The sequence below is a fragment of the Nocardia sp. CA-136227 genome, from assembly GCF_050955695.1.
Lineage (GTDB): Bacteria > Actinomycetota > Actinomycetes > Mycobacteriales > Mycobacteriaceae > Nocardia.
The window spans coordinates 5,472,096-5,484,913 of the sequence record NZ_CP192081.1; the positions used below are offsets into that span (position 1 = coordinate 5,472,096).

14 protein-coding genes and 1 pseudogene are annotated in these 12,818 nt (G+C 62.4%); 8 read left to right on the top strand and 7 right to left on the bottom strand.

What is annotated here, in order from left to right:
* Positions 1-10 precede the first annotated feature (10 nt).
* Positions 11-2,065, bottom strand: a complete 2,055-nt coding sequence (locus ACQP06_RS25315) for a GmrSD restriction endonuclease domain-containing protein (protein WP_433666936.1) — start codon at positions 2,063-2,065, stop codon at positions 11-13.
* 215 nt (positions 2,066-2,280) lie between these two features.
* Here ACQP06_RS25315 and ACQP06_RS25320 point away from each other — a divergent pair, with 215 nt between their 5' ends.
* The 3 genes and pseudogenes from ACQP06_RS25320 to ACQP06_RS25330 all read left to right on the top strand — a co-directional run.
* Positions 2,281-2,523 carry a hypothetical protein gene (locus ACQP06_RS25320; protein WP_433666937.1) on the top strand — a complete coding sequence of 81 codons (243 nt, stop codon included), beginning with the start codon at positions 2,281-2,283 and terminating at the stop codon, positions 2,521-2,523.
* A 6-nt stretch (positions 2,524-2,529) separates the two neighbouring features.
* Positions 2,530-2,901 carry a protein kinase domain-containing protein gene (locus tag ACQP06_RS25325; protein ID WP_433673430.1) on the top strand — a complete coding sequence of 124 codons (372 nt, stop codon included), beginning with the start codon at positions 2,530-2,532 and terminating at the stop codon, positions 2,899-2,901.
* 35 nt (positions 2,902-2,936) lie between these two features.
* Positions 2,937-3,341 (top strand): annotated as a pseudogene (locus tag ACQP06_RS25330) (3'-5' exonuclease); the annotation flags it as partial.
* A 63-nt stretch (positions 3,342-3,404) separates the two neighbouring features.
* On the opposite strand, the gene ACQP06_RS25335 reads toward ACQP06_RS25330, so the two are convergent.
* Positions 3,405-3,632: a DUF397 domain-containing protein gene (locus ACQP06_RS25335; RefSeq protein WP_433666938.1), complete on the bottom strand. Its 228-nt coding sequence runs from the start codon at positions 3,630-3,632 to the stop codon at positions 3,405-3,407.
* Positions 3,596-4,504, bottom strand: coding sequence for a DUF5753 domain-containing protein (locus tag ACQP06_RS25340; RefSeq protein ID WP_433666939.1), 909 nt, complete (start codon positions 4,502-4,504; stop codon positions 3,596-3,598). Before ACQP06_RS25340 ends, ACQP06_RS25335 begins: the two co-directional genes overlap by 37 nt.
* Before the next feature lie 152 nt (positions 4,505-4,656).
* Between ACQP06_RS25340 and ACQP06_RS25345 the strand changes: the two genes are divergently transcribed.
* Together ACQP06_RS25345 and ACQP06_RS25350 are read left to right on the top strand one after the other, a co-directional pair.
* Entirely contained in the window at positions 4,657-5,115 is a 459-nt protein-coding gene (locus tag ACQP06_RS25345) for a DUF4254 domain-containing protein (RefSeq protein ID WP_433666940.1), read from the top strand.
* A gap of 86 nt (positions 5,116-5,201) precedes the next feature.
* Positions 5,202-5,459 (top strand): hypothetical protein, encoded by a 258-nt coding sequence (locus tag ACQP06_RS25350; RefSeq protein WP_433666941.1) that lies wholly within the window; start codon positions 5,202-5,204, stop codon positions 5,457-5,459.
* Positions 5,460-5,530: 71 nt separating this feature from the next.
* Here the strand turns inward: ACQP06_RS25350 and ACQP06_RS25355 are convergent, their stop codons facing one another.
* From ACQP06_RS25355 to ACQP06_RS25370, 4 genes are read right to left on the bottom strand one after another with little or no spacing between them, the layout of a single operon-like run.
* Positions 5,531-5,914 carry a YbaB/EbfC family nucleoid-associated protein gene (locus ACQP06_RS25355; RefSeq protein WP_433666942.1) on the bottom strand — a complete coding sequence of 128 codons (384 nt, stop codon included), beginning with the start codon at positions 5,912-5,914 and terminating at the stop codon, positions 5,531-5,533.
* A gap of 10 nt (positions 5,915-5,924) precedes the next feature.
* Positions 5,925-6,530, bottom strand: a complete 606-nt coding sequence (locus ACQP06_RS25360; protein ID WP_433666943.1) for a hypothetical protein — start codon at positions 6,528-6,530, stop codon at positions 5,925-5,927.
* Entirely contained in the window at positions 6,527-8,134 is a 1,608-nt protein-coding gene (locus ACQP06_RS25365; protein ID WP_433666944.1) for an alpha/beta hydrolase, read from the bottom strand. Before ACQP06_RS25365 ends, ACQP06_RS25360 begins: the two co-directional genes overlap by 4 nt.
* A 38-nt stretch (positions 8,135-8,172) precedes the next feature.
* Positions 8,173-8,472: a hypothetical protein gene (locus ACQP06_RS25370; RefSeq protein ID WP_433666945.1), complete on the bottom strand. Its 300-nt coding sequence runs from the start codon at positions 8,470-8,472 to the stop codon at positions 8,173-8,175.
* Positions 8,473-8,988: 516 nt separating this feature from the next.
* On the opposite strand from ACQP06_RS25370, the gene ACQP06_RS25375 reads away from it, so the two are divergent.
* From ACQP06_RS25375 to ACQP06_RS25385, 3 genes are read left to right on the top strand one after another with little or no spacing between them, the layout of a single operon-like run.
* Positions 8,989-9,825: a VWA domain-containing protein gene (locus ACQP06_RS25375; protein ID WP_433666946.1), complete on the top strand. Its 837-nt coding sequence runs from the start codon at positions 8,989-8,991 to the stop codon at positions 9,823-9,825.
* The gene (locus tag ACQP06_RS25380; RefSeq protein ID WP_433666947.1) at positions 9,822-10,676 is read left to right on the top strand and encodes a hypothetical protein; all 855 of its coding nucleotides are present in this window, start codon (positions 9,822-9,824) and stop codon (positions 10,674-10,676) included. Before ACQP06_RS25375 ends, ACQP06_RS25380 begins: the two co-directional genes overlap by 4 nt.
* A gap of 5 nt (positions 10,677-10,681) precedes the next feature.
* Complete coding sequence (locus ACQP06_RS25385; RefSeq protein ID WP_433666948.1) at positions 10,682-12,814, top strand: AarF/UbiB family protein; 2,133 nt, start codon at positions 10,682-10,684, stop codon at positions 12,812-12,814.
* Positions 12,815-12,818 lie beyond the last annotated feature (4 nt).

Sequence of the window (12,818 nt, forward strand, 5' to 3'; positions counted from 1 at the left end):
CATTTCGCCGTCAATGCACCAGATCTGAGGCAAGGTTCTGCGCGGCCATCTGCAGTTGTCCGAGCTCGTCGGAGGAAAGACGTTGGGCTGAGGCGGCTCTGCCGGTCGCAGAGAAACTGATTCCTTCGCTTTCGAGTAGTTGGCGCGGGTTCTCAGGGATGTCGCCGGGCCCATAGGAAATCATGCCGTGTGCGTCGAGAACGCGGTGAGCATTGGGCGCTGGGTGCGACCGCAGCCGGGTGCCGACGCGGTGGGCTGCGGTGCCCAGAAGGTTGCCGAGGTCGCCATAGGTCGTCCAACGGCCGGCGGGCAACACCGTCAGCAATTGGTGCATGGCAGCCCAGGTAGGGTTGTCGGGAAAGGCTGATTCGTCGGCCGGTCCCGGCCAGAATTCGATGATCCGCTCGGACAACGCCAGGCCTCGCTTCTCGATTTGGCTCGGGCCCCACGATTCATGCGCGGCGATGTCTTGGTTCATGCGGATACTGCTGGCGCGCAGGGTCTCACGCTTGAGGGCGAACTCGTGGTTACTCAGCGATTCGTTGTAACCGGTCAGAGTGAGGTTGCCGAGAGTGTGGAGGTACCGCTCGTGCAGAACGTCGACCTCGTCCTCTCCGTACTCGGCGCTCAGCTCAGCGCGCCACTGCGCTGAAAGACTTTGCGGCATTACATGTTCGATCGACAACGATTCCGGTTGGACGGTTTCTCTCGAGAGAAACAATTCCTCGATCCAGGTCATCAGAATCTTGCGATGCGCGCTACGTCCGTTCAGGTAGAGCGGCACGGTCACGATCGCCTCGGTCAGCTGCTTATCGGTCGCATAATGCTTACGACCAGCCGAGAAGTGGACACGCAGCGCGGTGTCCACCGGCAGCGCGGTGTCGAGTTGCTGCGTGGCTTCCGCGAACAGGCGATTCAAACCCTGAGATACGCGACCGACAAGGAATCGCCGCACCAGCAACGATTCGATGTACAGCAGAGCTCGCGCAACCTGCTCGCTCGAGGCTTCGCCGCGGTCGCGTAGCAGCAGCAGGTGCAGAACCAACGGTGCAGGCGCGGTGGAATCCCACTCGGCGAGGCGGGTAAGCCGCACGCGAACCTCGGGGTCGGGCTCGCCTTCTGGCTCGCTCATCAGCCGATACAGGCGGCCGAGCCGGGCGATCCGTTCGATCTCGGCGACGATTTGTTCTTCCGAGGTCAGCTTCTCGAGTCTGGCCTGCTGCGCGGCGAAAGTCTGGCTCTGCTTAACGCTGGGACGCTTGTGCAGCAGATCGAGCCAGAACAGTGTCTCGATGCGTTCGTTGTCCAACGAGGCCTGCAACGGCAACCAGTGGGTGCGGTAGACCTCTTCACTGCGATGCGGCAGCCGCATGAACAGGTAGTTACGCAGGAGGTCGCCCTGCGTAAGTTTCAGACCAGTGTTATTGAGGGATTGAAAGATTCGGTGGACGTTATCACCGGGGTGCGCACTGATCGACACCACCGACAGTCCCGAGACCACAGCTTGGACGACCTGCGAAAGCCCAAAAGGCTTGGCGTCGGCCGCTGATAGTTCGTCAAGGCGACTGCGGAAGAAGCGATACGCACTGCCGATATTGCCGTCGTCATCGGTAGCGCTACCATCAATGACGGCCGTGTAGGCCGGTCGGTCTACCTGTGTCGGAAGCAGTTTCAGGCGATCCGGGTCGTCGTGATACTGATTTGTCAGTAGCTGGTTGTGGATGCGGTCGGTGTCGCGGCTCGCGGAACCGTCGACTGTCCGCAGGTAGTCGCGGATCGCCGCGAGCAGCAGAGTCAAGGTTGTGAGTCGCTGCTGACCGTCGACGACGAGAAAGCGGGTGACCGCGCCTGCGACACCCGCCGGCGTCGGGGCCAAGACCACAGACCCGATGAAGTGGGTCGTCTCCGGCTCCTCTGTACGATCTTCGGCGAGCTGGATTACGTCGCTCCACAGCTCCCGCAGCTGCTCGTCGCCCCAGCCGTATGGTCGCTGATACAGCGGGACAAGGTACTGCGAGCTCCCCTCGAGGATCCGCTGCAGACTGGTTTCCTGCGCCGCGACCACTCACTTCTCCTTCGTTGTGACGCCACCGAACACCGACGAGGCATCGTTCACTCGAACCCCTCACGGAAAGTGTTCCGCCGCACCGGCATCGTATCGGGGACAGGGATGGCCGAACCACTCCGAGGTCTGCTTCGGACACCGGATGGCTGGTCGGCTTCGTGCCAGCCGCGCCCGGCTCAGCACACCTCGAAGCGTTCCTCGATCAGGTTCTTGCCATGAGAACCTTCGCGGACCGGTACCGCACCACCTCCCCCATCAGGAGCGGCGACATGGGTGAGGTGTGGGGAGCGAAAGACCTGTGCCTCACCCGTAATGTCGCCGTCAAGCTGGTCGCCGCCGAATTCACCAATGACAGCGACACCCGGCGTAGGTTCAACAGCGAAGCCCGGATCACCGCGCGACTGCACCACCCTGGAGTACCCGCGGTCTACGACTTCGGCCACGGCGTTGATCTCTAGATAGTGATGGAGTTGGTGCCCGGCGGCACGGTCGGCTCGCTGCTCGCCGAGCCGGACCACATACCGACGAACTGGGCGGCCTGCATCACCGCTCAGGTCTTCGCGGTACTGACCGCGGCACACGAGGCGGGTCTGATCCACCGCGATGTCAAACCGAGCAACCTCGTGCTGTGTCCGACCGGGTATGTCAAGCTCATCGACTCGGAGCGGCGACCTCGGTCCGAACCGGCGAGTTCTCCGCCATCACCGCATGAGGCGATATTCCGGGCTCAGTCGGCTACATGGCCCCTGAGCTGCTGCGGGGCGAGATCGCCGCCTTCTCGCGCCAGTTCGGCATTCCCACGCCGATCTGCAGCGTCCACAGGCCGTAGCGGTTGAACACCTGAGTCGACTTGGCGCTCAGATTCTTCAATGAACTGGAAGTCGTCGCCGACAAGGTCCGAGGATGGCTCGCCGCCAAGGTGGAAGCCTCCACCATCGCGGTCCTCACCCGCGGCCAGAACGAACGAACCCAGTTCGTCCGCGCCCTCGGCGAACGCGGCATCGAAGCCCGGGCCCTCTACGACAACCCCGCAACCTCCGGCCACGTCCAGGTCCTCACCATGCACCGCTCCAAAGGCATGGAATTCTCCCGCGTGATCCTCGCCGGCATCGACGAATCCCACGTCCCCTCCCGCTCGGTGACCAAGTCGGTGCCTGAAGAGGAATAGCCCGAAGCCCTCCTGCGCGAACGCTCCCTCCTCTACGTCGCCTCCAGCCCTGCCCGCGACGAACTCGTGGTCATCTGGAGCGGCAAGAAGTCCGAACTACTGGATTGAGGAAGACGCCGGGCGTACCCGCACCCACGGATACGCCCGGCCGCCCGAATATCCGACAGCGGTTCAGCCCCGCCAGATCCCGCTGGAGAGGAAGCTGTCCCACTGGTCTCCTGAGAACACCAATGCAGGACCGTGCGGATCCTTCGAGTCGCGCACTCCGACTGAGCCAGCCGAAAGATGCGCGATCTCAACACAGTCTGCGGTCGGCTGGCTGTATCTGCTCTTGAACCATCGAGCACTGGACAGGTCTGCAGTCACTCCCCGTACTCCTTCACGATCTGTTGAATGCATTGCACTGTGTTGTGTTCAGTCAACGCTACCCGTTGGATGTCCAGTATCGCCCGCCGATGCCGGTCGATCATGTCAGTCCGTTCCAAGTACAGGCTTCCGTCGTAACCTTCGACATAGACGATCGGCGGCTCGGCCAGATGGCTTGCTAGGGGCGGGAATTCGAGCAGAGTGAACGACTGCGTCAGCAGACCAAGGTGACTTCCAGCGTCTGAGGGTACGACCCGGATCGACAGGTTTGTGCTGGCTTCGATCATCTCGAGCAGATGACGCAGCTGCTCGACCATGACCGACCGCCCACCCGGCGTCTGGCGAAGTACCGCTTCGGAAAGCAGCACATCCGCCCGAAAGCTCGGATCCGCCAGCCTGACCCTCCGGTGTGCGGCCAGTTCCAGACGTCGTTCAAGCGCGGCCGGCGATACCGTCGGATCGCCAACGAGGCTGAGCGCGCGCCGATAGTCGCCGGTCTGCAACAGGCCCGGAAGCAGGAGCACCTGATGCGTCGTCAGGTGCGTCGCAACAGCTTCCAGTCCCAGATAGTGGTCGAAATGCGGCTCGTACTGGTCGGTATACGCCTGCCACCAACCTTTCGCCGTACCGGCAAGCTTCGCAGCGAGCGCCTGATCCCTCACCTCTTGCCACAGCATGAATATTTCGTTCCGCTCATCACTCGGATTCGGAACACGGTATAGGTCAAGGAGATCCCGAATTTGCGAAGTGCAGATCTTTACCTTCTGCCCATCCTCCATTCGGCCGATGCTCTGCGGCGACATCTCGATATGCAAACCCGCAGCCAGTTGACTCTTTTCAGCCTCTACTCGATAGCCGCGCAGCCTGCGACCGAGAGCCCTTCGGGGAAGCGATGATCCGGCCATTTCGTTAGCCTCGCTATCTGGGATGCTCCGTTCTGGAATGTGCCCAGCTGGAACGCCAACCATTCTTCATTCAGAAGGTGCTGGACATACCAATTCTATTGCCGCAGGTGTCTACTGAACTCACGATCACGAAAAGCCGAGGGGAGCAACCAATGACCACCCACCTGCCGTCCAAAGATCTGCTCCTGCACGCCTGCGCCGGAACCATCACCCAGCCCCACCCGCTCCTGCAGGCCGCCTACGAACTGGCCAGTCTCCACGAAGCCCGCCACTCCGCCATACCCGCGGATCTCCCCGAAATCGACTGCACCCGAGACCGATTGATCTACGACATCGACCTCTGGACCGCCCGCGAACTCCCCCGCCCTTTCGCCGCCGCCACCTTGCACACCGAAACCCTCGGCATGGTCATCGACCGCCTCGCCCGCTTCTCGGTCGCCGCCCGCACAGACCTCCCTGACCCCACCACCGGCCTCTACTCCCACCACGCCTGGACCCGCCTGGCCGAAATCTCTCTCGCCTACGCCGACCTCACCCAGGACCTGACCGCCCGCACCCGCCGCATCCCACACTCCGTCACCACCCGGCCGGACAACCTCCCCTGCCGCTGAATCCGACTACCAACCAGCGGATCTCACCGACTGCCACCGGCCCGATCGATTCCCCGATCTGGTCGATTCCCCGAAAGAGGCGCACGATGACCACCCTCTGGCTCCCCTTCCTCCTCGGCCTGACCGCCGGCATCACCCTCACCTGCCTGCTCCCCCTGATCAGCCGCCCCACCCACCCACCGACCACCGACGGCTGGACCGTCGCCGACATCACTTCCCGCCTCGAACTCGAACGCGACGAGACCCGCCGAGGCTCGGCATCTGCTCAAAAACCCCTCGGCAGATACCACGCAGCTGCCTCAGCCAAGCCCACATCATCGCGGCCGATGAGACTGCGGGCCTGAACCAACGCCAGCTACGGGCATCGAACCTGAACATAGCCAACGGTAGTAGGTCTTCCAGGTCGCGCTGAGCACTACCAATCCGGGGCCTTGATCGAGCCGCGCTCGTAATAGTCGTCGTCGAACTCTTCCTCCGACTTGCGCTGCCGTTCCATGCGCTCGGCTTCCCAGCGTGCCGAGTTCGCCTTCGTGTAGGTCGAAACCGCTTCGAAGGTTGGATCGGCTCGTAGTTCCCGCAGTGCTTCATCGACCTTGGGGCGCTTGTCTTCTATCGCCGCCTGATACGCGGCCATGATCATGGCTTCCTCGTTCACTGTCACCGAGAGCAGACGATCTTCGGCGTCGACGATCACGCGGACACCCTGTACGGCACCTACGCCACGTATCTGTTCGAGAGCGTGTTGAGCACGCTGCACCTTGAGGCCCAGTTCGTCGGATTCGTTGCGTGGAGGGAACATTCACGAATCCTTACGGGCGCTTGATCTCGGTCGGTTGGGGAGCAGCCGTGCTTTCGGCTGCCTTGGGAAAACATGGAGAGCTGGCGGTGACGCTCAACGAATGGTCTTGTGCGGGAGCGTATTGAAGGACGAGTGCATAGCCGTCGGGAGTGTGCACCGGAGCCCAGCGCGAGTCGGCGTCCTGCTGAAGGGCCCAGCCTCGCGCGGTCCATGCGTTCCGGATGAGGTCGAAATATTGGGCGTTCTGGCCCGCCGGAACACCGACGACCCAATAGCTGAGCTGGAGTACTTCCGATCCGTTGCCATGGTCGTCGCAGGGGACGGTGAGGCTGGGCGTGTGCATGTTTCCGAGGTACTGATTGTCCGACGCGATCGAATAGCCCACGCTCGGCGGGAGTCCTTGGAGGGATTCGAGGAGGTAGGCGTTGAGCCGATCGCGGGCCTTCGACTCGGTGAGAGATGAATCCACCTTGGTTCCTCCGCTGTTTCCCGTGTCGATGATCCTCGGTGCGTCATGGTTGTCTCCGCGGTCCTTCGCGCATCCGCTCAACAGGGCCGCTGCGGTGAGCAGCGCAATACCGAGCTCCGAAACCCTCCTGTGCCGCCTGATAATCATTTGATTTTCACAGCCTCATTTCCGTTGCCCGCGATGATGTCGCCCATGCCACGCAAGGATTTGGAGTCCGGTAGCCAGTACTCGCTGTGCGTGTTTCCGTCATATCCCAACGCGCCCTGATGATCTGAGGGGAATGACTGAGCGCCGTACCTGTTCCAGGTGGGATCGACACCGAAGTCGTCCATATTGGCATGACGCGCGAGCCATCGGAGCGGTGAGACTTCTTGCTTTTGGGCGTACAACGCTACTGGATCGGCGTCCGATTTAGTGGCGAAGACATGTTTGGCTGTTTCCGAGCTCGGTACGCCGGTCAGACTGAGATCGCTGGCATGCTGAACCGTGGTCCCCGGACTGGCCACGAGTACAACGGCATCGGCATTCAGCGTTCGTCCATGACTGGCGGAGTCGCCGACCAGCGTCGTGCCGTAGCTGTGGCCAAGCACTGTGTTGTACGACGGTTGCCCCTCGTGGGAGGCCCGAAGCCCGTCTTGGAACCGATCCAGGGCGGGTGCTCCCTTGTCCGCATAGGACACATGCGTTGCATTCAGCAGCTCTGGCGGTGCGTCGTAGCCGAACCATGCGACCACTGAGGTGTCCGGCGCACCGCTTTTCTGGGCTTGCTGTCTCATCGCGTCGACCCGCGGCATATCGCCGTTGATTGTATTGGTGCCGTTCATCGCCGAGGGGCGCGAAGTGGTCCCGGGTACGTAGGTACACACGTTGCTGGCGGTATCGGGATTGCCGGCCGCGATTGCCGCGTGCGGGATGCCGCCCGATTGAGTATCCATCAGCATCAGATACCGGTCGGATCCGGTTAGCGCGGTGGCGATGCCCTGCAAGTCGGCAAGTTTGTCTTTGAGTGCTGGATCGCCATTCTGGGCGCGGGACAGTTCGTCGTCGAGTTTCTCGCGGTTGTAGTGGTCGCGGTCCACTGTGGGCAGCCCATCGCGGTTACCTATGTAGTTGTCCTTTTCGTACAGCGCGTCCTTCTCTGCCGGTGTCAGGCTCTCCCAGAGGTCGTGCAGTTTCTTTGGGTCACTAGGCAGTTCAGAGTTGCCGTCCAGAATGTCCTGCACGCTGGAACTAATTGGCGCGCCGTCCGGCTTGGTCTCATAGCTCCCAAGTAGTTGCAGGTCGGCGGAGATCGCTGTTTTCGCCGATATTTCCGACATGCCGAACTGGAACAGGAGTGCCCTGATCCGGGACTGGAATCCTGATGCTTGACCGTCGAGGGTCTGTTGAAGCAGCGCAGCGGTCCCTGTCAGCGGATGATCGGGGTCGGAGGGAACCTTCGGCGCGGTCACGTTGCCGTCATCGTCCACGGTCATCCCGGCGGCAGGGAGTTCGGTATCCAGAATCTTCAGCAACGCGGTCCGGGTGTCACCCAGTTGAGCGCCGTATGTGTTGTAGTGGTCGGCGATGCCGACGATGGTGGTCGCGAGGTGGTTTCCGTGCAGCTTGTGAGCTACTGCACGCTCGGAGGCGGACGCCGCGCCGGCGCCCTTCCAGCGGTTCATGGCATTGTCGACCGATTGCTCCATCTGGTCGACCTTCGAAACGAACGCATCGTTCTGCTTCACCAGATCCGTGGCGTAGTCGAGCATCGACTGTGGGTCGCATCCACGAACGTGACCGATCGTGGTCAATTCACGCCCTCACCACGGCCGTACTTGTCCAACTGGTCGGCGTTGGACTTGTCCATGTCCTCGTAACTGCCAGACGCCGACTTGGCGCGGTCCGCCAAGATCTGGATCTGGCCACGGATCAACCCGTACGCCTTCAACACCGCGTCGCCGACCTGCGTCGAGACCGCCTCGATTGGGGATCCCGGCATATTCACGGCCTTGGTCAGGGTGATCCTGCCGATATCCTCCGCCTGCCCGCCGAGCTCGTTCGCCAGCCCGTGCAGCGTAGATAGGTCAACGTCGAGAATGTCAGTCACCGCTGGACCCCCTGAATCAGTTCGCGGTACGAACGTTCTCGGGGACCCTAGCATGATCATCCGACCAGTCTGTTCAAAGACCAATGGGCCGAGGACAACCCCGCAGCGGCAACCTCACGTGAGGCTGCTCGAGGCTGACCAGCGCGGCCGAGGTCTCCGATGGGATCGAGGCGATGAAGCGGGAGTCGGAGAACATCTACAATTTCCGGCCCTGACCGACCTGATCAGCCGTTCCCTCGGTCGCCACCGGGCGATGCTTGTAGAGGGCGCCCGAATCGCACTGACAAACTGTGCCAATTTGCCCGAATCCGGTTAGCCACAGTTCTTCTGACCGAATTATTCCAGTTCCCCCACACGCATACTTACCAGTCGGTTATAGCGGATTTGCCGTCCTGCCCGCAGGCGCGCAACGTGATTGACACTCACCGGTGCCGTCCGATTTCATTGACTGTGCGGGCCGCATAGTGCCGCACAAAGATTGCGCCTCGCACGAGGTGTCACGTCAGGGGAATGTCGATGTCATATACGGCAGAGATCAGTCGCACCAATCCAACCTGCTTCGTCTTCCTGGTGGATCAGTCCACCTCGATGAACGACCTGATCGGTGGCGAGGTGCCACAGAAGAAGTCGGATGTCGTTGCGGACGCGATCAACCGGCTGCTGACCGAGCTATCGGTCAAGTGTGCCAAGGAAGAAGGCGTGCGGGACTACTTCCACGTCGCGATCGTGGGGTACGGCGCCGCTGTCGGCTCAGCCTTCTCCGGCGCGCTGACCGGTCGCGACCTGGTACCACTCAGCGAGGTCGCTGACAACCCCGCACGGGTGGAGGAACGAACCAAGAAGGTTCCGGACGGCGCGGGAGGGCTGGTCGAGACGACCGTACACTTCCCCCTCTGGATGGATCCGGTCGCCGGCGGCGGAACGCCGATGACCCGCGCGCTCAGGTACGCGGAGTCCTTGGTCAGAGGATGGGTTGAGCGCTATCCCGGAGGGTTCCCGCCGATAGTGATCAATCTGACCGATGGCGAATCCACGGACGGCGCCCCCACCGAGGCCGCCACCGCCATCACCTCCCAGGCCACCGCCGATGGCGCGGTGCTGCTGTTCAACTTGCACGTCTCGGCCAGTGGCGGCACCCCGGTCGTCTTCCCCAGCTCCGATGTGGGACTGCCCGATACCTACGCTCAGACGTTGTTCGCCATGTCGAGCGTGCTTCCGAGTCACATGCGGTCCTACGCCGCGGCTCAGGGCCAGCAAATCGGCGACACCACACGTGGTTTCGTCTACAACGCGGATATCACCTCGGTCGTCCAGTTCCTGGACATCGGTACGCGCGCAACCGAACTGCGGTGACCACTCCCGGGCTTTTCGTTACGCGCCTGCTCGCGGCGAAACAGGGCAATTCGATGAGCGAGTGTGAGGACGCCGTTTACGTCCTGCCGCCAACGCCGTTCGATGAGCTGATCGACGGTGCGGTGACGGCGAGCGTATGCGACGGCGCGACCGAGAGCGTCCTCGCCAAGGATTGGGCGCAGCTGCTGGCGTCGATTTCGGCGACGAGAGCCCACGCTGATCCAGAATTCTTCGAAACAGGGAGGGTTTTCGAGGAATTCGCGAAAGAGGTCGTGAACCACTGGGGCCCTTGGGTCGATGAATACGAGAGCCTTCGTGCGGCACAGGGCCGCCCGCTCAAGTGGTACGAACAGCAAAAACTGTCCGGCAGTACCTTCGCGACCCTCCTGAGCGTTCGTGTCACCCCGATCCACCTACCGGATCGTCATTCAGCCCAGCAACCCCCGTCGGCCGAGTGGCGGTGGCAGGCTGCGGCGCTCGGAGACTCCTGCTTGTTCCACATCCGTGACGACGTGCCTGTTCAGTCCTTTCCAGTCGAGCAGGTCGAAGAATTCGGAACGACCCCCGACCTGTTCGGCAGCCGAAACCATGACTCGGGACTCCTCACAGCTCGGACCCGATTCGCCGAAGGGCTATGCCGACCGGGCGACAGACTGCTACTCATGTCCGACGCATTGGCGGCGTGGTTCATGACCGCTGACGACTGTGCCGCCGCGACACGCGAGCTTCTGGAATACAGCGGCCCACACGATGCCGCCGAGTTCTCCGCATGGCTGGGGTGGCTACGCGCTCGACGAGAACTGCGGAATGACGACGTCGCGTTGATCAGAATCGACGTCGAGGGGAGATAGCAGGGATGGTGACGGAAACGGCTCGCCACTTTCCCACGGCCGGGAATTACCAAGAGGCGCTTCAGAATCCGAGCGTGTGCTTCACGCATGCCGAGCTACGGGACTCGGTTCCCGATTTGACGAAGCTTCGCCAGCCCAGGGCGATCTCCGGAGCATTCGCCAGTGTATTCCCATTGACCCACACCGCGACCGGGCGCAGATACGCCATCAAGTGCTTCACCCGTGACGTCCCCGACCAGCAAGCCCGCTATCGGGCCATCAGCGAGAAGCTGTCGGCGTTGCCGGCCGCCGAGCTCTCCCAGCCCTGGAAGATCGGGTTCGAGTATCTGCCAGACGCCGTGCTGGTCGGGACTGCGCGGTACCCGATACTGAAAATGGAATGGGCGCAGGGCATCACGCTATCGGCCTGGCTCGATGCGCACCACGACGACCGCCGTAAGGTGGACCGGCTCACCGAGCGGTTCGCGCAGCTGATTCTCGATCTCGAGGCCCACGGTATCGCTCACGGCGACCTGCAACACGGCAATCTTCTTGTCGCTGACGATGAAACGCTGCGCCTGCTGGATTACGACGGCATGTTCGTACCGGACCTGGCGGGGTTCGCTGGCACCGAAAGAGGCCATCGCAACTATCAGTCACCACGCCGCGGGGACGATGACTTCGGCACCGAGATGGACCGATTCTCCGCGTGGCTCATCTATTCCGCGCTGAAGGCCGTCGCGATCGACCCAAGCCTGTGGCGACAGTTACACGAAACGCACGGTGAATACCTGCTGCTCAACGAGGACGACCTCAAACACCCGGAAGGGTCATCCAGGTTCCCGACTCTGCTATCGCACTCGAACCTCGAAATACAACAACTGGCCGAACACGTCCGGATACTGGCCTACCAACCACTGGCAGCACTACCGGCTCTGGCCCCGAACCCCGTGGCGGTGGTCCCGGCACCGACAGCTCCCACCACGTCCGCGAGTAGCGGCGCACTACCAGCATGGATGACCACAGGACACCTGGAACACGCCGCCACGTCGGTAAGCCCTCAACAAGGCACGCTGGACGAGCCCATCGGATTCGCTGGTCGGCGCGTAGTCGATGTCCTGGCCATGACCTTCCTTGTCATTGCGATCGCGGTCGGAGCCTTCACCGTTCCCCTCGCGCCTGTACTGGTCGTCCTGGCTTCCATCGGCGTATGGGTGGCCCGCCGCACCCGCGTTGAAACGATCGCGCATCGGAGCCGTCTGCGTGATCTCGACGTGCGACGCGGTGCGGTCGCCGACACTGCCGGGGCCGCCGACGCGTTACAGCGCGACACCTTGGAACTCGATCGATCCGAGCAGCGGCGATCGTCGGACCAGGCCGGCCTGCGCAGTCAGTTGAAGCAGCGACACGACCAGGAACTCGCCGACATCGAACGCCGGAAGATCACGCGAGCCACCGATCTGGATCGCCAAATCCTGGCTCTGGAGCAGCGACTGCGGGAGGCGCTCCGGGCCGCGCTGGAGCAGGAGCGGAACGAAATCATCCAGCGCGAGCTGGCCAGGTTCACTCTGGCGAGCGCGTCGATCTCCGGCATCGGAAAGACGCTCACCGGCGAGCTGGCGAACAACGGGATAAGAACAGCAGCCGATTTCACGGGAATCCGCGTGAACCCAAGTACAACCGGCTACAGCTCCACATCGACATCGATCATCCTCGCCAGCGGTCGCGCAGTGCACGTCCGGGGAATCGGTGAGGCCAAGGGCAAATCCCTCCTGCAATGGCGGGATGGCTTGAAGACGAGAGCGCAGGCACGGTGCAATATCAGCGCTCCCACCCAGGGGTCGGCCATCACCTCGCGGTTCGCCGCCGATCGCCAGCAGCTCGAGGGCCAACGCCGCAGCATCGACACTGACGCCCGCACTCAGCGCGACCAAGCCAAACAACGGCTCGAAGCCGACCAGATCAGGCTCAGCGAGGATGCCGCGAAGGCTGCCGCGGCGGCCGTGCGACAGCGCCAGGAATTCGCCCGCCGCAGGCTCGAGATCCAGAACGCACCACAAGAACTGGCGATCATCGACGCACGCATCGCGGAGGTTCGTCGCCACCGACACGTAACGTCTCACCGGCGCTACCTGAAATTCGTCCTGGTAGGCCGATAGCGAC